At 61.4% G+C, this 20844-nt stretch carries 21 protein-coding genes; 17 read left to right on the plus strand and 4 right to left on the minus strand.

Annotated features, from left to right (window positions below):
• The first annotated feature begins 18 nt into the window (after positions 1-18).
• Both J2Y41_RS19555 and J2Y41_RS19560 read left to right on the plus strand, forming a co-directional pair.
• Positions 19-1284 (plus strand): CoA transferase, encoded by a 1266-nt coding sequence (locus tag J2Y41_RS19555; protein WP_309930990.1) that lies wholly within the window; start codon positions 19-21, stop codon positions 1282-1284.
• Complete coding sequence (locus J2Y41_RS19560; RefSeq protein WP_309930992.1) at positions 1285-2862, plus strand: carboxyl transferase domain-containing protein; 1578 nt, start codon at positions 1285-1287, stop codon at positions 2860-2862.
• A gap of 63 nt (positions 2863-2925) precedes the next feature.
• Here J2Y41_RS19560 and J2Y41_RS19565 read toward each other — a convergent pair whose 3' ends face one another.
• The 3 genes from J2Y41_RS19565 to J2Y41_RS19575 are packed head-to-tail and all read right to left on the minus strand — an operon-like array spanning position 2926 to position 6295.
• Positions 2926-4350, minus strand: coding sequence for an amidohydrolase family protein (locus J2Y41_RS19565; RefSeq protein ID WP_224166482.1), 1425 nt, complete (start codon positions 4348-4350; stop codon positions 2926-2928).
• Positions 4343-5308: an acetamidase/formamidase family protein gene (locus J2Y41_RS19570; RefSeq protein WP_309930997.1), complete on the minus strand. Its 966-nt coding sequence runs from the start codon at positions 5306-5308 to the stop codon at positions 4343-4345. Before J2Y41_RS19570 ends, J2Y41_RS19565 begins: the two co-directional genes overlap by 8 nt.
• Before the next feature lie 12 nt (positions 5309-5320).
• Complete coding sequence (locus J2Y41_RS19575) at positions 5321-6295, minus strand: branched-chain amino acid transaminase (protein WP_309930999.1); 975 nt, start codon at positions 6293-6295, stop codon at positions 5321-5323.
• 441 nt (positions 6296-6736) lie between these two features.
• Here J2Y41_RS19575 and J2Y41_RS19580 point away from each other — a divergent pair, with 441 nt between their 5' ends.
• The 15 genes from J2Y41_RS19580 to J2Y41_RS19650 all read left to right on the plus strand — a co-directional run bounded on the left by J2Y41_RS19580 (position 6737) and on the right by J2Y41_RS19650 (position 19765).
• Entirely contained in the window at positions 6737-7624 is an 888-nt protein-coding gene (locus tag J2Y41_RS19580) for an ABC transporter permease (protein WP_224094439.1), read from the plus strand.
• Positions 7621-8517, plus strand: coding sequence for an ABC transporter ATP-binding protein (locus J2Y41_RS19585; protein ID WP_309931001.1), 897 nt, complete (start codon positions 7621-7623; stop codon positions 8515-8517). The genes J2Y41_RS19580 and J2Y41_RS19585 overlap by 4 nt, the downstream gene beginning before the upstream one ends.
• A gap of 2 nt (positions 8518-8519) precedes the next feature.
• The gene (locus tag J2Y41_RS19590; RefSeq protein ID WP_309931003.1) at positions 8520-9323 is read left to right on the plus strand and encodes an ATP-binding cassette domain-containing protein; all 804 of its coding nucleotides are present in this window, start codon (positions 8520-8522) and stop codon (positions 9321-9323) included.
• Entirely contained in the window at positions 9320-10405 is a 1086-nt protein-coding gene (locus tag J2Y41_RS19595; RefSeq protein WP_309931005.1) for an ABC transporter permease, read from the plus strand. The genes J2Y41_RS19590 and J2Y41_RS19595 overlap by 4 nt, the downstream gene beginning before the upstream one ends.
• A 51-nt stretch (positions 10406-10456) precedes the next feature.
• A complete protein-coding gene (locus J2Y41_RS19600) occupies positions 10457-11284 on the plus strand; it encodes a hypothetical protein (protein WP_309931008.1) in 828 nt (275 codons plus the stop codon).
• Between the two features lie 9 nt (positions 11285-11293).
• Positions 11294-12124, plus strand: coding sequence for an MBL fold metallo-hydrolase (locus tag J2Y41_RS19605; protein WP_224094444.1), 831 nt, complete (start codon positions 11294-11296; stop codon positions 12122-12124).
• 28 nt (positions 12125-12152) lie between these two features.
• Positions 12153-13748: an ABC transporter substrate-binding protein gene (locus J2Y41_RS19610; protein ID WP_309931009.1), complete on the plus strand. Its 1596-nt coding sequence runs from the start codon at positions 12153-12155 to the stop codon at positions 13746-13748.
• A gap of 78 nt (positions 13749-13826) precedes the next feature.
• Positions 13827-14504, plus strand: coding sequence for an isochorismatase family cysteine hydrolase (locus tag J2Y41_RS19615; RefSeq protein ID WP_309931011.1), 678 nt, complete (start codon positions 13827-13829; stop codon positions 14502-14504).
• A 33-nt stretch (positions 14505-14537) separates the two neighbouring features.
• On the plus strand, positions 14538-15311 hold the full coding sequence (locus J2Y41_RS19620) for an MBL fold metallo-hydrolase (RefSeq protein ID WP_309931013.1): 774 nt from the start codon (positions 14538-14540) through the stop codon (positions 15309-15311).
• Positions 15308-16132 carry an MBL fold metallo-hydrolase gene (locus tag J2Y41_RS19625; RefSeq protein ID WP_309931015.1) on the plus strand — a complete coding sequence of 275 codons (825 nt, stop codon included), beginning with the start codon at positions 15308-15310 and terminating at the stop codon, positions 16130-16132. The genes J2Y41_RS19620 and J2Y41_RS19625 overlap by 4 nt, the downstream gene beginning before the upstream one ends.
• A gap of 38 nt (positions 16133-16170) precedes the next feature.
• Positions 16171-17103, plus strand: a complete 933-nt coding sequence (locus J2Y41_RS19630) for a polysaccharide deacetylase family protein (RefSeq protein WP_223935902.1) — start codon at positions 16171-16173, stop codon at positions 17101-17103.
• On the plus strand, positions 17103-17528 hold the full coding sequence (locus J2Y41_RS19635) for a cupin domain-containing protein (RefSeq protein WP_223935903.1): 426 nt from the start codon (positions 17103-17105) through the stop codon (positions 17526-17528). The genes J2Y41_RS19630 and J2Y41_RS19635 overlap by 1 nt, the downstream gene beginning before the upstream one ends.
• Positions 17529-17589: 61 nt before the next feature.
• Positions 17590-18312, plus strand: coding sequence for an aldolase/citrate lyase family protein (locus tag J2Y41_RS19640; RefSeq protein ID WP_309931018.1), 723 nt, complete (start codon positions 17590-17592; stop codon positions 18310-18312).
• Positions 18313-18425: 113 nt separating this feature from the next.
• Positions 18426-19043, plus strand: coding sequence for a cupin domain-containing protein (locus J2Y41_RS19645; RefSeq protein WP_224094454.1), 618 nt, complete (start codon positions 18426-18428; stop codon positions 19041-19043).
• Between the two features lie 2 nt (positions 19044-19045).
• A complete protein-coding gene (locus tag J2Y41_RS19650) occupies positions 19046-19765 on the plus strand; it encodes a hypothetical protein (protein ID WP_309931020.1) in 720 nt (239 codons plus the stop codon).
• 95 nt (positions 19766-19860) lie between these two features.
• Here the strand turns inward: J2Y41_RS19650 and J2Y41_RS19655 are convergent, their stop codons facing one another.
• The gene (locus tag J2Y41_RS19655) at positions 19861-20772 is read right to left on the minus strand and encodes a polysaccharide deacetylase family protein (protein ID WP_309931022.1); all 912 of its coding nucleotides are present in this window, start codon (positions 20770-20772) and stop codon (positions 19861-19863) included.
• Positions 20773-20844 lie beyond the last annotated feature (72 nt).

The following is a 20844-nucleotide window of genomic DNA, read 5'->3' on the forward strand; positions in this document are numbered from 1 at the left end:
AATTTCAAGGACATTCCCATGACTTCAGCTCTGACAGATTCTTTGACCCAACCACAAAGCGCCACAGACGCACCGCCGTCGGTAAGCCCAAACCTGCAATCAGCCCAAGGCCCGCTCGCCGGCAGGCTCGTGGTGGACCTCAGCCGGGCACTTGCCGGTCCGCACGCCGCCATGATGATGGGCGATCTTGGGGCGCGGGTCATCAAGATTGAAAACCCGGGTACGGGAGACGATACGCGCGGGTGGGGTCCGCCGTTCGTGGGTCCGGAGGACGATCCGCAAGCTACGTACTTCCTGTCCTGCAACCGCAACAAGGAATCCCTCACGCTGGACCTCAAGAGCGAGGACGGCCGGACCGTCCTCCGTCAACTGTTGGAGCGCGCCGACGTCGTGGTGGAAAACTTCCGGCCAGGGGTTCTGGAACGGCTCGGCTTCAGCACCGACGCCATGCACCGCATCAACCCGCGCTTGGTGATCCTCTCCATCACAGGTTTCGGCCATGACGGTCCTGAATCGCACCGCAGCGGCTATGACCAGATCCTGCAGGGCGAAGCCGGGCTCATGTCCCTCACCGGTTCCGGGCCCAATGATCCACAGCGGGTGGGTGTGCCGATCGCCGATCTCCTGTCCGGGATGTACGGTGCGTATGGCGTGGTGGCTGCTTTGTTGGAACGGGAGCATACGGGCCGCGGGCAAGTGGTGCGGACGTCGCTGCTTGCGTCCCTTGTGGGTGTCCACGCCTTCCAGGGCACCAAGGTCACCGTTGCCGGTGAAGCCCCGGAAGCGCAGGGAAACCATCACCCGTCCATTGCGCCGTACGGGCTCTTCCGCTGCCGGGGTGGCAGTGTCCAGATCAGCGTTGGGAGCGAGAAGCTGTGGGCGGCGTTTGCTGCCGCCTTTGGAATCGACCCCTACGCTCCTGGCCTGGCCACGAACGCGGACCGGGTCCGAAACCGCTCCCGTGTCATCGACGTTGTGGAGGCTGCCTTCGCCGATTACGACGCCGAGCCACTCCTCGCCAAGCTCAGCGACGCAGGCATTCCGGCCGGGAAAGTCCGGACACTCAAGGAAGTCTACGAGTGGCCGCAGCTTACCTCGCAAGGACTGCTGGTGGACGTCGAACACCCCGTTCTGGGGCCCGTCACTTTGCCGGGGCCTCCATTGCGCTTCTTCGACAACGCCGACGGCGCTGAGTCCACGCGCCGTGCCCACACCGCGCCGCCGCTGCTCAACCAGCACGGCGACGGAATCCGCGAATGGCTCGCCGCCGGGGAGGTGGGCTGAATGGCGACAACTGCCACCCGCCGTCGGCTTGGGGTCCGGGAGCTGCTGGAGGAAACGCTCGACGCCGGGACTTTCGTTTCGTGGGATCGTCCGGTTCGTGGCGCGCAGGGTTCCTCGGGTTCGGCTGATGCTGTGTCCGCTGACTACGCTGCCGACCTGGAAGCGGCGCACGAGAAGTCCGGCAGTGATGAGTCCGTCCTCACGGGCGAAGGCCGGATACGCAACCACCGCGTGGTGGTTGTCGCATCTGACTTTGCCTTCCTGGCCGGCTCGATCGGGCGAGACGCGGCGCAAAGGCTCGTAGCCGCCGTCGAACGTGCAACGGATCTGGGCCTCCCGCTCGTGGCCATGCCGGCGTCGGGCGGGACCCGCATGCAAGAGGGAACCAGTGCGTTCCTGGCCATGGTGGAGATTGTGGCGGCCGTCCAGGCACATCGATCAGCAGGACTGCCGTATCTTGTGTACCTGCGGCACCCGACCACCGGGGGCGTCATGGCGTCGTGGGGTTCGTTGGGGCACGTCACCGCGGCTGAGCCGAGTGCGCTCCTGGGCTTTCTCGGACCGCGCGTGTACGAGGCCCTGCATGGCGAGCAGTTCCCTTCAGGAGTGCAGACCGCCGAGAACCTGTTCGATCACGGCCTGGTGGACGCCGTGGTTCCCGCTGAAGGACTGCGCGATTACTTTGGGCGTGTTCTGGACCTGTTGCGTCCTAACGTTGCCGTGACCCCGATGGCTGCCTCCCTACTCAGCGCGGACGCCCCAGCCACGTCCCGGGATGCTGGGGCTGCAGTGACCTCGGACGTAGGCGCGTGGGAGTCCGTGCTGCGCTCAAGGGATCCGCTCAGGCCGTCTCCGGGTGAGCTTCTCCGGGAGACCGCGGACGGTGTGGTGCTGCTGCGCGGTGCGGGCGATGGCACCAAGGACCACGGAATGCTCGTGGCGCTGGCCAGCTTTGGCGGGACCTCCTGTGTGGTGGTGGGGCATCACCGCACCAGCTCGGATGCAGCTGCTGCTGACAGGCCCGTAGCGATGGGTCCCGCCTCCTTGAGGGACGCGCGGCGTGGCATGCGGCTCGCCGAGGAACTGAACCTGCCGCTCGTCACGATCATCGACACTGCAGGTGCCGCACTGTCGAAGGAAGCCGAAGAGGGTGGGCTGGCCACCGAAATTGCCCGGTCCCTCTATGACCTGTTGGGCCTCGGAACGCCAACGTTATCGGTCATGATGGGCCAAGGTACCGGAGGAGGGGCACTGGCACTGCTGCCCGCCGACCGGACCATCGCTGCCCGGAACGCCTGGCTCGCACCGCTGCCGCCGGAGGGTGCCAGCGCCATCGTGCACCGGACCGTTTCGCACGCACAGGCACTCGCGGAGAGCCAGGGCATCACGGCTGCCGCGCTCGCAGCCAGCGGAGTGGTAGACGTGGTGGTGGAGGAGAATCCCGATGCCGCGGAAGAACCCGTTGATTTCTGCCGCCGCATAGGTGACGTGATCGCCGTCGAGCTCCAAGGCCTTGCCCGGCGGGGTGCCCCCGGGCTCCAGCAGCGACGGGCAAAGTATCGCGCGCTGGTGTCGTAGCGGCCGGAGCCCTGCCCGTTCCTCGGCCAGCGGGCAGGGCTTCAGCCTATCCTTGCGGGGCAGTCAGCAAGCCGGCCGGTTGAGCACGTCGCTGGACACGCGTTGTTTGAGCAGGGAACCTCCGGGACCCTTGAGTAGCTTCCGGTCCTTCACCATGATTGTTCCGCGGAGCACGGTCATGCTCGGCCACGCCGCAACTTTGTAGCCCTCCCAGGGTGTGTAGTCTGCCTCGTGAAGATCCGAGGCCGTAATTTGGCGTTCCGCACTGGTATCAAGGACTGCCAGGTCAGCATCGCTGCCAATCGAGATGACGCCCTTCTGTGGATAGAGGCCAAGGATCTTCGCCGCATTCGCAGACGTTATATCGACGAAACGCGTCAGGTCCAGGCCACGCTTTGCGACGCCCTCGGTGTAGGCCACGGCCATCCGCATTTCCACCCCGGCATGGCCACCGGTGGCATCGAATATAGTCTTGCCACGCGTTTTGACGTCCAGATCGGTGCACACTCCATCCGTGGCCAGGGTGCTGAGCGAGCCATTGAGCAGCGATTCCCACATCGAGTCACGGTCATCCTCGGACTTCAGAGACGGGTACGTGTGATAAATCGCGCCGTTCTTCTGCCGGTAGTCGTCCGCTGTGAAATAGGCGTAGTGGGGAAGGATCTCTCCGTATACAGCCTGGCCACGTCCGCGGGCCTCGCGAATGGCGTCCACGCCTTCGCGCGCACTGACGTGCATCAGGTAGATGGGTGCACCTACGTGCTGGGCAAGCGTAATCGCCCGCTGAAATGAAAGTTTCTCGGACAGGTTGTTGTGTGCGTGATGCATGTACTCGATGCCGGTCTTGCCCTCCCGCTGCAACTTCTTGTAGGAGTACATGACGATGTCGTCGTCTTCGGCGTGCACAGCGAGCATCGCGCCGGCGGCAGCCGTCTGCTCCATCAGCCCCCACATGTTGCCCAAGTCAGTTTTCTGTTTCGGCCGCGTCGGCGTCGTATTCGTCATCCACACCTTGTAACTGCCGTGGCCGCCTGCCACGGCGTCAGGAATCTGCTCCAAAACTTCGAAGGGAATTTCGGGTTCCTTGAACGTCCCATGCAGCGCGTAGTCGGTGTAGGTAGAGCCGGCCCACTCGGCAGACTTCCGCGCGAACGATTCGGACAGTTCGTCACCGGGCTTCCAATGAGCGAAATCAACAAGCGTGGTGGTCCCGCCGTAAATGGCGCCCTCGCTGACGCGGTCCGGTCCGAAGCACATGATGCCGCTCTCGGCAGCGGTTGGAAGGACGGAATTCGTGTGGACGTGTGGGTCCACGCCGCCGGGCACCACGAGCTGACCCTTAAGGTCCACCGTCTCCCGGGCTTCGTCGGGTGCGCCCGCGCCCGGTGCGCGAAGCGAGACGATCTTGCCATCGGAAATACCAATATCCAGCTTGCTGGCTCCGGAGGGCGTGACTACCAACCCATTGGTCAGGAGGAGATCAAACATGGGGGACCTGCGCATTCGTAGTGTCGGGAGTTTCCAAGGAGAAGGGTTCAGTTCTGAAATAGCGGGAGGCCAGCGTGACCTTGGCCGAGACACGGGCGTTGACCAGTTGTGAAACGGACACGTCCGCGGCCGCGCTCAGCAGCATCGCGGTCTTTTCGCGCGACCATTGCCTGTCGCTTTGGAGCAGTTCCAGCATGTCGTCCAAGGCGAGCCTTGCCGCCTCATCCAGGGTGTCGCCGTCGCCGATTGTTATGACCGAACCGCCGCTGAGGACCACTGGCCGCTGGATGCCGTCTGCAACTCGAATTGTGGGCCCAGGAACAACCGTGCAGGAGAGCCGCACGCTGCCTTCGACCTCGACCGCGGTCAGCGAGCACTCGCCATCCCCCTGCGCCGCGTGCAGGTCGCCGGCGTACAGCATCGCCTCGGCTACTTGGACAGGGATCACGACGGCGGAACCTGCAGTTACGTCCTTGCAATCCATATTGCCGCCATGGATTCCCACGGTGCTGGAGTTCGGGCCGGCACCCACAGGTGCCACTCCGATCTTCCCCACCATGGGACGCATAGGAATGGTTGTGTCCTCATCGAACACAACACGGCCATTGGCGATCTCCACTACATGGCCTGCCCGTCCCAGGCCGTCGGTGAACCCGCCGCGTCCCGGCAGCGTCACCATCGCACCGCGATCGTGGATCCTGATTTCGTGGATGTCTATTCGCAAAATATCGCCGGGGTTCACTTCGCGAACTGCAACCGGACCAGTGACAGGGATGGACAGTTTCTCGTACTCCCCGGTCTCCTCGAAGAGGCCACCAGTGAGCAGGCTGCGCGCATCCAGCCAGAAATGCTCGCCCTGATCGACGGTAAGTTCTGGTTTGGCTGCGGACTCGAAGGATAGTGAGGCGTTGCCAAATCCGACGCGCGGCACTTCCTGCAGCGTCTGCGTTTCGTTCATGGGTGCCTCCATTCAGGACGGGTAGACGGGTATTGCCCAGTTCTGGTCTTGGGCGACCTGCCCGATCACGGCCCTCCGGTAGAGGTCCTGGAGGCCGCGGGTGAGGTCCCCGGCTGTTCCGTCGCCGATAGTTGTGCGGTCAACCGAGGCAACGTGGTTTACTTCTGCGGCACTGCCGCAGACAAACACTTCCTCAGCTGAGTACAGCTCGGTGCGGTCGATGGGCCGGACGTCGACGTCGAGCCCCAGTTCCGTCCGGGCGAGGTGCAGGACACTGTCCCGGGTGATTCCTTCAAGAATGCTGTCGGTGACGGGGGGAGTGCACAGCCTCCCTTGGCGGACCATGAAGACGTTGTAACCGGCGCCTTCAGCCACATGTCCGCTTTCGGTAAGAAGCAGCGCGGCGTCATAGCCGTTTCGCTTGGCTTCCAACAGGGCCAGCCTCCCGTTCTGGTAATTGGCAATTGACTTGACCCTGGGCGGCATGGACCGATCGGAGAGGCGGGCCCAACTGCTGATTTGCACATCCAGGCCGGTTGCGCCGAAGTAGTTGCCCATGGGAATGGCTGCCATGAAGACAGTAGAGGGACCCGTGTCTTCCGGCTTGCCATCCTTGGAATCGACGAATACCTGCGCCCGCATATGGAGGTTGCCCCGCAGGTCGTTGGCGCGAATGAGTCCGAGCAGCTGGTCGCCGAGCTGGTCGATGTCCTGTGGGCCGTCGATTTCCACGACCCGCATGGAATCGATCAGTCGCTTCATATGGTCGGCCACCCGGAACGCGTACAGTTGCTGGTCGTCCTCGCTCCAATACGCGCGGAAGCCCTCAAAGACCCCGACGCCGTACTTCAGTGATGTGCTCAGCACATGAAGGCGGGCATCGGCATAGTCCACCAGCTCACCGTCGTGGAGGAGGTACTTTACTGGCTGGCCGGGAGCCGGCTGCCTGGTGCCAACTGCGGCTGCTGCTTCTTGAAAGTCGTCCATGGTAGGTTCCGTTCCTCTTTTATCTGTGCTGGCGGGCATGACAGCCAGCAGCTTCATCTCAAGCGGCACTTGCTCACTATATTGAAGTCACTTCTCGGTGATGTCAATGGTTCAGACTGTCTTCTGGCCGCTTCCAGGGGCACAAGTGGCCACGGAGGGGCAAGCGTGGCAGAATCCGCACTGCAGCTCCTATAAGTGCGCCAATCCGGCGATTTTCCCAAAAAGGAGTGCAATTCGTCACACTTGGCGCTACAGTCAAATTCAATAAAGTGATGAGACTTTGATATGAGGCCCTCGCCCGTCAAGGTCCGAACAGGAGCTGAACATGTACCAGCCATCGGTCCGAAGCCAGGACGATCTTCAATACATTGTGAGTGGGCTCAACGCGAGCACGCCTAACAACTCCCTCTCAAACTCCCGCGGACTTCGTGAGGAGGCTCCATGAGCATTCAAGGGCTTCCGCGTACATCGCCCGGCCTCCGCGTCACGGGGTGGGCCCGCCGCGGCCAGAGCCTCCTGATGAACCGGTCGAGCACCATCATGGTCGCAATCGCGGTGACCATCATTGTGGGATTGCCGCTTATGGCCATGGTGGCTCCACTGCCGCACGACCCATTGCGTCCGGATACGGACGCAATCGGTATTGCACCCAACGGGACCCATTGGTTTGGCACTGATGGAAATGGGATGGACATTTTCTCCCGCACCATCGAGGCTGCGAAGCTGGACCTTCCAGTTGCCCTCGCCGCCACGGCACTGTCGCTGGTAGTTGGCGTTCCTTTGGGCCTGTTCGCAACGAGCGGCAAGCTCGGCGATGCCATCATGCGCGTCATTGACGCATTTGCAGCCCTTCCGATCATTGTGATCGCGGTGGTCTCCATCAAGCTGATGGGTGGTGGGGCGACGGACGTGGTCCTTGCGATCGCTATCGTGGCTGCGCCCAGGTTTGTACGACTTTCCCGCGCTGCGGCGCTGGCACTTCGGTCCGCGCGATATGTGGAGGCTGCCGCAGCGATTGGTTGTTCTCCGATCCGCATCGCCTTCAACCACATCTTCCGCAACGCATATGGCGTGGTCCTGGTGCAGGCAACGCTCACCGCTGCCAACGCGCTCGGAACCATTGCTGCATTGAACTTCCTGGGTGTAGGCGTGAAGCCGCCTACACCCACGTGGGGGGCAATGATCAACGATGGCGTCAGCATGCTGATTCGCGGGGAATGGTGGGCTGCTGCCTTTCCCACGCTTGCCATGCTCCTGGCGATTGGTTCCCTGAACGTGATCGCCGGGGGAATCGAAACCAAGATCGAGCGAGTGGAAAGGGCACGATGATGACAGGACTTCACGTACAGGACCTCGTCACCGAGTTCCACTCCCGCGGCGGAATAACGCGGGCCCTGCACGGTATCTCCTTCGATGTCGGCGCCAACGAAGTCGTGGGCATCGTGGGTGAGTCGGGATCAGGGAAGTCCACTGTTGTGCGCTCGGTGATCAAGCTGCTGATGCCTCCCGGACGCGTCATGGAAGGTACTGCCGAATTCCACGGCCAGGATCTGATCCGTTTGCCGGAGCGGCAAATTCGCCATATCCGTGGCAAAGAGATCGGCTTCGTGGCGCAGAACCCCTTCAGCGCGTTGAATCCGGTGGTCCGCATCGAGAAGCAGTTCGCAAACATCGCCAAAGCCCACGGGCTGAGGGCAGACGCCGAATTACGTGGCCGGGCGCTGGACTTATTGGCCTCCTCCGGTGTCAACGAACCCGAACGGGTAATGCGTGGCTATGCGCACGAACTCAGCGGCGGTATGGCTCAGCGAGTCGTCATCGCCATGGCGCTGTACCTCAACCCACGTCTGGTTATTGCGGATGAACCGACCACGGCCCTGGACCTCACCGTGCAGCGCCAGGTACTGGACACGCTCACCCGGTTGACGAAAGGGAGTGGACGGTCGATGTTGATCGTCACGCATGACCTTGGAGTGGTGGCCAATTACTGCGATCGCGTCCTGGTGATGTACCGCGGCCGGATTGTTGAACATGGTCCCGTGTCTGAGGTTTTTGTCCATCCGAAGGATCCCTACACCGTGTCCTTGCTTGACTCAGTGGTGCAGCCGAAGGCCGCTGCGCCCGGCAAAGCAGAGCCGGAGGCCGAGAGGCCCGCCAGCGCGCAGCCGAAAACTTCCGACACAACGAATCCCACCGTTCTCTCTCCATCCAGGAGTGCCTAACCATGCCCATCATCGAACTGAAGGATGTCAGGAAAACGTTCCGAAGCCCCCAAGGGCAACTCGTCACTGCGGTGGACGGAGTCTCATTGGCCGTCGAACGGGGCGAAACCTTGGGAATCATTGGCGAGAGCGGCTCCGGCAAGTCCACACTGGGCCGCCTGATTCTCAGGCTCATTGAAGCCGATTCGGGCACGATCCTCCTGGAGGGCGAGGACATCCGGGACTTGTCGAAAGCACAGCTAAGAAGACGACGCCGGCGCTGGCAGATTGTGTTCCAGGAGCCTTTCGCGTCCCTGAACCCGCGTTTGACGATCCGCCAAATCGTCGAAGAGCCGCTGATCGTTGCGAAGACATATGGCTCCCGGGCCGAACGTCTGCGCCGTGTCACGGACACGCTCGAAGAGGTGGGGTTGTCGCAGGATTTCCTCGGCAGGCGTCCCGCCAACCTCAGTGGTGGGCAACAGCAACGGGTGGGCATTGCCCGCTGCCTCGTCACTGACCCGACGCTGGTGGTCCTGGATGAACCGACGTCCTCGCTGGACCTGACCATCCGAGCATCCATCCTGCGCATGTTGGCCAAGCTCCAGGTGGCAAGGGGCCTGACCTATGTCTTCGTTTCCCACGACATTGATACAGTCCGTCACTTTTGTACCAGCGTGGCTGTCATGCACCGCGGACGGTTCGTTGAAACAGGTTCCACGGATGACGTTCTTTCCAATCCCCAGGAGCCCTACACACAGGCCCTGATGTCCGCGGCAATGCCTCCCATTCCCTACAACCCAGGAGCCAAGGAGGCCATGGCATGATCCGGTACATCCTCTCCCGTATTGTTATTGCCCTTTTACTCCTGTTGGGACTCATTACCCTGAGCTTTGGATTGGTTTCCCTGCTCCCCGGTAACCCGGCCGTGGCGCTATTGGGTGAGTACGCTACTGAAACCGATATTGCCCGGATCAATAGCCAGCTCGGTTTGGACAAGCCTTTTTGGGACCGCTACTTCGATTACATTGGCCGGACGTTGAGCGGAGATCTGGGAAATTCCTTCTTCACCGGAAGCTCGGTTTCCAGCGAGATCTGGACGCGGTTGCCCAACACGCTTGTCTATCTGGTGCCTGGGCTGGTGCTGGCTCTGCTCATTGGAATGGGAATGGGTACCCTTGCGGCCTACCGATATGGGCGCGTGGCAGACAAGGCATTCACTGCAGGGGTCTCCGTCCTCATGGCCATGCCGGAGTTTGTCCTGGCGCTCCTTCTTCTCTTTATCTTCTATCAGCAACTCCATCTGGCCCCCGCACCCTTGGGCATGCTTTCCAGCTCCGATATCCCGCCACCTAAAGTCACGGGATCTTTGGCGCTGGATGCGATGCTCGCCGGGCAATGGGGGACGATGCAATCCATCCTCAGCAGGGCAGTGCTGCCGATTATCACCATGGGCTTGTTTTTTGCGGCTCCCTTTGGAAAGACCGTCAGGACCGGTCTCCTCCAAGTCCTCAACTCACCGCAGATCGAATTTGCGAGGGCCTGCGGACTGAAGCCGCTGCAGGTGTTCCGCTACGCCCTCAGCGACGTGAGGGGAGCCTTGATGACCTACATGGTGCTGTTGTTTGCCGCCGCGTTGAGCGGTGCGGCAATTGTGGAAAGTGTCTTCTCCTGGCCAGGTGTTGGTGGCTGGTCATTGGACGGGGTGCTTAAGGGCGACGTACCCGTCATACAGGGGTTTGTGCTGATCATGGGTGCTACCAGCCTCCTTGGTTATGTGCTGTTGGACACCCTGATTACGCTGCTGGATCCCAGGACACGCAACAACGTAAAAAGTGGCGTTAGGCGTCCCTCGAAACCGGCCCCTGCTGCAGAGCCGGTCGTAGAGCCTGCCGTGCAGCAGGGTTAGGCGCCCAAAGAAAATCCTTGACAAACCCTCCAGATTCAATAGATTGAAGATATGTTCACTTCATTGCATGCAGACAAGTTGACGGTCCTTGGCGGGAACATCCCGCTCGACGGCCGCGTGAGCTGGGTTCCGCAAGGTGCAACAGGCTTCCAGCCGTCGAACGCCTACCTCCTGGCCGAAGGAACCTCCAGCCTTTTGGTTGATTCAGGTTTGGCTGTCCACAGCGAAGAGATCCTTGACGACCTGGCGGAGCTCATTGGTGAAGGCGGGGGAGTATCGATCTTCTTCACCCGAAGCGAGATGGACTGTGTGTCCAACCTCGAACGGATCGCCGGGCGGTTCGACATCGAGCGGCTCTTCACTGGCGGGGTGATCAACCCCTTCGATGCCTTCGATGACCTGAGCAGGATGGCACTGCGCGGGAGGCGCCACCAGATCGACGCGCACAGAACCGAAGAAGGTGACTCCCTGGCCAGGGCTGCCGAGATCCAGATAGCACCCGGCCGCGTGCTCCAGGTGGAATCGCCCCTCCTGCGCCTCCTTCCCACCTTCTGGGGTTGGGACCAGGAAACGGGCACGCTGTTCACCTCGGATACCTTCACGCACGGCGTTATGGACCGGCCCGACGGCAAGCGCATTATCGACTCCACAGTGGAGGACACCACCACGGTGGAACAGGTGGCCGGGCACCTGTATGCGAAGTACGAGTGGATCCCGCGCTCCACGTGCGAGCCCCTGAGGGAGTGGCTCCAGGACAAGTTCGACACCTTGGATCCAGAGATCATCGCACCCTCCCGCGGCTGCGTTCTCAAGGGACGCGACGTGGTTCGCCGGCACCTCGATTTCATGCTCGACGCGCTAACCCCGCAGTTGGTTTAGGAGAGAACCATGGAAGAACAACTCGTAGAGACGATGAGCAGCGACCTCCCACGCAGCGTCGCGAAGGGCGTCACGTGGATGAGTTCCTGCCTCCCGTTCCACCTGGCCGACCGCGTGATCCACGGCCATAACTCCACCTACCTGGTCCAGGGCGAACACTCGTCCATCCTGGTCGATACCGGTAACCCGTCCAGTTGGCCGATCATTTCAAGCACTCTGGATGAGCTGCTGGATGGACGGGAGCTGACCTACGTCTTCCCCACGCACCCTGAGCTTCCGCACACCGGAAACCTGCCAAGGCTCGTGGAGAAGTATCCGAACATCCAGGTGGTGGGCGACATCCGCGACTACCACTTGTTTTACCCGCAGATCGTTCCGAATCTCCACGCAAAGGTGCCCGGGGACAAGGTGGATCTTGGTGGGCAGGAGTTTGTGGTGGTGGAAGCCCTCATCCGGGACTTGCCCAACACCCAATGGGGATTCGCGCCTGGAGCCGGCGTGCTCTTCACCGCCGACGGTTTCTGTTACATGCACCGGCCCGAACTCGACGACGAAGACCCGGTACACCTCCCGGGCGAATGCGGTTTGACCACCGGCGAACTGCAGGTTCCCATCGCCGTCGAGAATGCGGCCTTCTTCACCGGAAGTGCTCTTTATTGGGCACGCTTCGCAAATGACGCAGACGCAGTATATGACCGCGTCCTTCACCTTATTGATGAACTCGGCGTCACGTCCGTGGCCCCAACCCACGGCAATTTCATTAGCAACATCCGCGATGTGGAGCCCATCATCCGGGCCGGCCACAAGCGGGCATACCGCTACGAGACTGCACAGCCGTAGCTTCCCCCCAATAAACGGAGCCACCTTCATGAAAAGTCTGCGTTTGCTCACCGGAGGCGCTGCAATAGCCCTCACCACAAGCCTTGTTGCCTGCGGGGGTCCAGCCCCGCAAACTGCAGCTACCAAATCCATTGAAAACGTTGTTGTTGCTGTGGGCGCCCTGCCTGACAGCCTGACGCCCGCACCGTGGGGCGGCAGCGCCTCCCACGTGGTGCTGAGTGGACTCGGCTCGCAACTCCTCGAATACAAGGTTGGAACAAGCGACGGAAAGTCTTGCCCCGCGCCGTCCACAGAGGTATCGGGCAGGCTGGCCGAAAGCGCCAAACCAAGCCCCGACGGAACGGGCGTGATAGTCACCCTTCGCAAGCTCACCAGTCAGTTTGGAAACACACTGTCGGCCGAGGATGTCCGATGGAGCTTCGACATCGGCATGAAGCGTCAGCCGGTTATGAAGGGGACGCTGAAGAGCAGCGGCTTCAACGTTGACAATCTGGTCAAGGTGATCGACGAGCGCACTTTCCAGTTGAACACCACGGGGCTTACCTCTTACACAGAAGAATCATTGCAAAACAACCTCTTCTACATCCACGACAGCACCGAGGCAAAGAAGCATGCCACGGCGGATGACCCCACCGCCAACGCCTGGCTTTCCAAGAACCTCGCCGACTACAGCGGCTGGAAGCTGGAAGAGTTTACTCCCGGAGCTTCCCTGACGGTGACGGCCGATCCTCAGTGGGAGGGCACTCGCGGAACGGTTAAGCGCGTGTCCGTCAAGGCTGTCCAGAGCACCGCTACCCGCAGCCAGTTGGTGGAAACCGGCGAAGTACAGGTAGCCAATGGGTTTGAATACGACCAGTACAAGTCACTGGAGAAGTCTCCCGGCGTGACTGTCCTCAACTGCCCCAGCCAGACCCGCGACACCATGATGATCAACACGAAGACCGGTCCGCTTGCCGACCCCAAGGTTCGGCACGCAGTCTCCATGGCCATCGACCGCGAGGCGCTGATCAAGGGTGCGTACGCCGGCTTTGGTGAACCCGCAGGTTCGATCTTCCCCAATGTCGAGGACTCTGCGATCTACAAGTTCAACAAGGACGAGGCCAGGAAGCTGCTAAGCGAGGCCGGATATGGCAATGGTTTCCCGATGACCCTTAGCTACAGCGTTACGCGTCCGGGACCCGTAGCCGCCAAGTCGGCGGTCCTGATCCAGTCCATGCTCAAGGAAGTCGGCATCGACGTCCAGCTGCAGAATGTGGCCAGCTCCACTGACTTCTCCACCGCGCTGATCGACGGCCGGTACCAGGCGGTGCTGTACTCGGAGCCGATCGTCATTGCCGATCCCGCCTTCTACAGCTACGCGTTCTACGGCACGGCCGCTCCCAGTAACAGCACCGGATGGTCCAACCCTGAATTCGATAAGGCACGCAGCGAACTCGCGGCGACTCCGGACCAGGAAACGGAAAAGCGCGATGGCCTCCTGAAGAAGATGGCCGGGCTGGTGGATGAGGGCGCAGCCATTCTGTCGCTCGTTGAAACCAGGGGAGTTCTGGTCACCAGAGACGGTCTCTCGGGCGCGGTTCCACTGACCAACGGCCAAATCCACTTCAATTCCCTGGGCCGCTAGGCCGCCGGTAGCTACGCGTGATGCCGGCCGGTCGCCGTCGAAACCTGGCCGGCATCACCCTACAGAAGGAAGACTTCGATGATTGAAATCTGCGGAAAGCAAGTCCGCGACACCCTGCAGGAGTTACTGGATCCGGCCACTACGGCCCTTGTGGTTATCGATATGCAGGAAGGAGCCGTCTACGCCGGCGGCGCCATCGGCGATTCCGGCCACGACCTGAGTATGATGCCTGCCGTCGCCAAGAACTGCGGCAGGGCAATTGAGTCTGCGCGGAAGAATGGCGTACCTATCTTCCACATCCGGGTCGAAAACCTTCCCGACGGCGCCAGCTCGCCTCCCGCGTGGCTGCGGGCTTTGTACACAGCTGCCAACGGGCGGCCGATCGATCTTGGCAGGCTCAGCCTCAAAGGCGATCCGGCTACGGAATTCTGCGCCGAGTGCATGCCGGAAGAAGGCGAAGTGGTCATCACGAAGCGCCGCCCCAGCGCATTCGTGGGCACGGAATTGGCGCTCCTGCTACGGAGCCAGGGCATCGAGTCAGTCGCTTTGGTAGGAGTATCCACAGGCGGTTGCGTCGAGGCCACGCTGCGGGATGCGGTTCATAACGACTTCTATGCAGTCCTGATCGAGGACGCCGTGGGCGCCTACGACACCGTGATCCACGACGCTGCGCTGACTGTCATGAGGGCCCGCCACGATGTCTGCACGCTGGACCAAGCCATTGAGGTGTGGGATTCGGCCAGCGCCAGCTCCTGATTCGACCGACGGAACCACGGAGAGGAGAAGCCGTTGAATCCACGTACAGCCCAACGGGCGGCGGTCACCGGCGCCCACAGCCTCATCGGAGACCGCATTTATCGTTTGGGAGCAAATATCGTCCTGGATGAAAACGTCAGCTGGTGCCCGCCCGGCACCCGAACCACCCAGGCTGTCAATTGCTACCTCATTAAGGGAGACAACGGCTCGGTGCTGGTGGATACGGGTATCCGGCTTCATGAGGCAGACATCATCCGGCAGCTGGACTCTCTCCTGGAACAAGGGGAACCCCTGGTTGTGGTGCTGACACGAACGGAAATGGAATGTTGCCTGAACCTTCCGGCCATCGAAGAACGGTTCAATGTCGAATCGGTCTGGTACACCGGGGGAATTACGGTGCCGAGGATGGCTGCATCACCGCAGCGCATCATGGTCAATCCTGGAACCTCCCGTGAAGTGGAGGTTATGGACGGCCTGACGTTGGAGTTCGTATCGCCGTTGATGCGGCTGCTGCCAACACTTTGGATCTTCGATCCAGTCTCCAAGGTGCTCCTGACCTCGGACGCATTCACGCATCGCTCCCCAGACAGCTCTCTGCGCAGCTCCCCGGCGGCGGGACTGCATAAGTTCCAGTGGTTTGCCCAGGCGGATACGAGAGACATTGCGCGGGACGTTGAAGAAGTAATCCTTCGGCGGCAGGTTGAGGCGATCGGACCCGGGTACGGCAAGCCAATCGTTGGCGCTAGCGAATCTGCTGCCGAGGCTGCCGTCCTGGCCGAGGCGATCAGGAAGGTAGGTAGCCAGTGAGTGTCGAGGTTTCAGGCGGGGAGTCCACCAAGGGTCGCGTCATCGCAGAGGGTGTGCATTGGCTGGGTGGTTGCCTGTCCGCCAGCGCCGAGGGACAGGAAGTCCACTACCACGTCTCGTCTTATCTGGTGATGGGCTCCGAAGCATCCATCCTGGTGGACACGGGAGATCCCGCGCACAGGGATACGGTCCTGGCGGAACTGGAGAATGCGCTTGGAAGCCGATCGCTTGATTACGTGTTTCCAACGCATCCGGAAATCCCGCATGCTGGCAATCTTCCGGTTCTGCTGGAGCGTTATCCGTCGGCCGTCGTTGTGGGCGACGTTCGTGACTATGGGCTTCATTTCCCCGAGTATGCCGATCGTCTGCAAGCCAAGCGTGCTGGGGAGTCGGTTGACCTAGGGGACAGGGAGTTCCATTTCCTTCCGGCTTACATTCGCGACCTGGAAAACACTCTCTGGGGCTACGACTCCGGTGCGGGGATCATGTTCGTTTCCGATGGCTTTTCCTACATCCACGACATACCGGGACCGGATGAGGACGACGAACCCGTGCATCTGCCCGGGCAGTGCCGTTTGCTCTCCTCTGAGATGCCGGAACCGCCGTCCGTGGAACAGGCGGCGTATGGCACGGGCCGTGCCCTCTACTGGACCAAATTCGTTGATGTCGGCAGTGCGTTCCGAAGCATCGAGGAATCCTTGGAAAACTACCCAGCCAGGTTGATAGGGCCTGCCCACGGAAACGTCATTGACGACGTCCAGGGCATGCTCAAGACATCACTGGCTGCCCACCGCAAGGTTTACGAAGGGCGGCGGGTCTGAATGAACTCCCGTCACCATGAACAGCAAGGAGCGAGTCAATGCGGGACCTGATTGGATATGGGGAGAATCCCCCGATTGTCACCTGGCCCCACGGCGCCAAGGTTGCCGTCTCCTTGGTGCTGAACTACGAGGAAGGCGCTGAAAGTTCGATCGAAGCCGGCGATGAGCGGGACGAGGATGTTTCGATCTTTGGCGGGTGGTCCGCTGATCCCACGCGGCGCAGCCTCATGAAGGAGTCCTTCTTCGAATACGGCAGCCGCGTTGGCATCTGGCGGTACCTGGGCCTGTTGCGGGAGTACAACGTTCCAGCAACCGTCATGGCTTGCGGAGCTGCCCTTGAACGGAATCCGGATGCGGCCGTTGCTATTGTCCGGGACGGTCATGAGATCTGCGCACACGGCTACAAGTGGCGCGGAACCGTGGGTATGGAACCCGAGGAAGAACGGCAGGAAATCCGGAAGTCGTTGGCCGCCGTCGAGGCCGTGTCCGGAGTGCGGCCGGTGGGCTGGTATGTCCGCGAGGGCATCACCGAGAACACGCGAACCATCCTGGCCGAGGAAGGCGTTCTTTACGATTCCAATTCCTATGCAGACGATCTTCCCTACTATGTGAAGGCCGGCACGCACAATCACCTGGTGGTGCCATATTCGGGTGACACGAACGATGCCCGCTTTTGGGGCAACGGTAGCCTCGGCACTGCGGAGGACTTCTTCAACGTGTTGAAGGACTCACTGGACTGCCTGCTGATTGAGGGCGAAACGGTTCCCAAGATGATGTCTGTCGGGCTGCATTTGAGGATCGGCGGCCGGCCCAGCGTTGCCTACGGCGTGCGCCGTTTTCTGGAGTACGCGCTCGCCAAAGAGGGCGTCTGGTTCGCCACGCGCGAGGAAATCGCACGGTGGTGGATGGAGCACCCGCCTGTTGAGGCCAATGCCACGCCGGTCGGCGCTGCTTTCGAAGGGGCGGCCTGATGGGAACAAGAGACGGCGAAACAGCGACGGTAACCATCGATCGGCTCGTGCACAACGTACACGAGCAAGGCTTTACTGCACTGGACAAGGTAGGACTGAACGGGCAGCGCGACCAAGGCCTGGTCAGCACGCTCATCTCCCGGGACCTCAGTGGTTCAGATGATTTGTGCGTCAGCTGGGGCCGGATCCTTCCCGGTCAGCACCACCTGTGCCACCATCACCCGGACGCGTCAGAGTTTTATGTTGTCATCAGCGGGACCCCGATTGTCCATCTTGGCGACCTTACGTACCGGGCAAAACCGGGCGATGGCATCTACATCCCCCGCGGGACTACCCACGGACTCACCAACGACGGTTCGGAAAATGTGGATCTCGTAGTTGGTGTGAGCAAGCCTGCTGACTGGCAATTCGTCCCGGATGAGTGAAGTCTCCAGCGGACGGCAAGGCCAGATCCATTCGTCATCATCACTTTCAGGAGGACCACACGTGAACCAGGAACAGCCTCCGGTCCTGAAACGCAGCGTTGGCATCATCACCGCCGACCCCACCCCTACTTTGCTGGCACTCCTCGCGCACGCCGGGGTGGACTTCCTTGTCCTGGACGCTGAACAGACGGGGATTTCCGTCCGGCAATGCCGTGATGCAGTGCAACGGCTGGCTGGCTCCGGGGTGCACGTGGCAGTGCGGGTACCGGACTTGGAACCGAACACACTGGTGGCCTTCGCGAACACCGGGGTAGACGAGATAGTCCTTCCGCAGCTGCGCACGGTGGACCAACTCGAACGGGCTTACGAGGCTACGAGGTACGCCCCCGTGGGTTCACGTCCCCACCAAGTCACGCCCGCTTCGTCCTTTGGGTTGGACTATTCCTTCTCTCCCTTGTTGACCGTGTTGTTCGAGACGGCAGAAGCTGTGGAACGGGTCAAGGAGTTCGTTGACAGTGACGCTTTTGCCGGAGGGTGGGTGGGCCCGACTGACCTGGGCACGGATCTGCGTCGACATGGGGAAGAGCGCCCCGAAGCCTTGCAGGAAGCCATCCAGCATGTGGTCGACATTGTTGCAGGGGCTGGCTACAGCATTGGAGTTCCTGCGCCCGCAATGGCCGCAGCGGCGACTGTTTTCAGCCGTGGCGCTGACCGTTGTGCCGTCTATTGGGAGAAAGAGGTTGCTTCCATGCTTACCGGTTACGCCGGGTTGCGGGCGGCGTGAGCAACCTTGCCAAGGACGCATCCGCCGTCGAAACCGTTGCCTTCAAAAAGGCATCCAAGCGAAATCATCTTCGATATACTGACGCAAAACCGAGGACTAATGAAGGAGTCGTCGTGGACGGTACAGACACAGCACAAGGCGAAGTAACCGAGTCCCTGGAACGCGACTTCTGGATTGCCCATCTCGGGGCCATGATCAAACAGCAGCGCCTCGGCCGTTTCACGGTGGAGGAGCTTGCTGAACGCGCAGGCGTCAGCGCGGGACTCATTAGCCAGATCGAGCGCGGAATCGGTAATCCTTCCTTTGCGACGCTGCTTCGTTTGGCAAACTCGCTGGACCTTCCGTTGGCAAGCATGTTCATGGACCCGAATGAGGGCCAGGACCACATGCTGGTACGCCGGGCCGATCGGCGACGCATCGAAATTCCTTCCCAGGGCATCATCATGGAGCTGATCGTTCCGGATTCGGAGCGCAAGCTCGGCGTCATCAGCATGACCATTCCAGCCAACTTCGAGGGCGCACACGTTCCGCACTCCCACGAGGGCGAGGAATGTGTCATCCTGCAGGCCGGCACTCTGGTGGCGACCATCGGTGGCCAGGATTTCGTGCTGGAAGCCGGCGACAGCCTGACGTACGACGCTTCCTTGCCACATTGGTGGAGCAACCAAACGAATTCGGCCGCAGTCATGCTCGCGATCTCGACGCCGCCCTCTCTCGGCAAAGCGCACTAAACGTGGGCACTCCCGGCCCGAAGACCAGGCTTGGCATCCTGGTGCCGTCGAGCAATTCGAATGCGGAAACCCTCACAGCATCGATCCTTGCGGAACAGCCCGATCTTGGAGTGCACTACAGCCGCTTCCGTCTGCCTCCCCGGCTTGATGATCCAGTTGACCTGGGAGTCCTCGGAGAGGCTCCTTCCCTGTTGAATGACGCCGAGCTGCAAGCCATCGCCTTCCACGGTACATCCGGTTCCTGGACGGGCATCGCAGGCGATCAGGGACTTTGTGCCGGACTTGAGTCCGTGTGCGGCGCGCCCGCAACCACCGCATCCGTGGCCGTCGTCGAGGCCCTTGCAGTCTTGAAGGCGACGCGCGTCGGCCTCGTTTTTCCAGGGCCCGACTCTATTGCAGCCCTGATTCAGGAGGAGTACGCGGCCCACGGCATTGACGTCACGGGTATTTCGGTTCCGGAGGTGGTGATGACCAACCCGGAAATAGCCCGACTGGACAAGTCCGGAGTCGTGGGCCTGATGAGGCCCGCCTTCACTGCGGACATGGATGCCGTGGTGTGCATCGGAACCAACCTTCGCTCGGGATACTTCGTCGCCGGCCTTGAGCAGGAGTTCGGCATTCCCGTAGTCGACAGTGCCATCGCGACTCTTTGGCACCTGCTCCGCATTGCCGGGGTGGCCCGGCCGATCCCGGGATGGGGAGCGCTCCTGGCTTTGGAGTAGAAGCGGCTGGCCCTGAATGGAAGTGGCCCGAGGGCAGCTTCCCGGAGGCCCTATGACGTGCCCTGCAACGCCGGTGACCCGCCGCCGTCGTGTGTTCAGCGGTCGTCTGCTCCGCCCGCCGTAACGTCCAGCCAGGCATTGACGATGTCCATGCGTGTCGCGAACCAGGCATCCTTCTGGCGTGCGTGGGAGATGAATCGCTCGAGCGCCACTGCGTACGCTGGCCGTCCAATAAGCCGGGGGTGTAGTCCGACGCTCATCACGGAGGGGCCGCCGCGGGGATCTTCGAGCAGCATGTCCAAGGCGGCTGTGAGGTGGTTGCCGAACGCTGTGGCGGTTGGGAATTGCTTGAACAGCCCGGAATCGTTGGTATCGCCTGCGTACGGCAGGACGGGAAGGCGCGGGTTTCCCTGGCCACTGCCCCAATGAGGCAGGTCGTCATTGAAACTGTTCGATTCGTAGGAGAACCCGTTGGTGGCGAGCACCTGGCGGGTCCCCGGCTTGAGTCCATCGCGCGAGTACCAACTCGTGGGGACGTGGCCTGTGCTCTCCTTGATCGCATCCCTGGACGCGACAATCAGGCGCTGCTCCGCGTCGTCGTCGAGTTCCGTGTGGGTGTCCCACTGGTGCCCGTGATCTGCGATCTCATGTCCGTCGCGGACCAACGCGGCAGCTATTGGAGGGTTGAGCTGCAACGCTGCGGCACAGCAGAAGGCGGTCGCTTGGACTCTGTGTTTCCGCAGGATCCTCAGCAAGCGCCAGATGCCGGCCCTGGAGCCGTATTCGAAGGCTGATTCCAGGGCGACGTTGCGTACTGCTGCTGGCTGGGCGGGAATCCAGTGTGCCGCCAGGTCGTCGGCCTTGTCGCCGCGGGCGATGCTGCGCTCGGCACCCTCTTCCACATTGATCACGAGGGAAACTGCCACCCTGGCATTGCCCGGCCAGCGGAACTCTGGCGGCGTTTCGCCATATCCGACGAAATCCCGCTGCGTGGGTGGCTGTGCCATTGGCTTCTCCATCTCGGGGGTTCCTGCGCCGCAGCGTTACGGCTATAGTGAAGCAAACTTCGATATGATGAA

Origin of the sequence: Arthrobacter sp. 1088, assembly GCF_031455315.1 — a bacterium.
Taxonomy (GTDB): Bacteria; Actinomycetota; Actinomycetes; order Actinomycetales; family Micrococcaceae; genus Arthrobacter.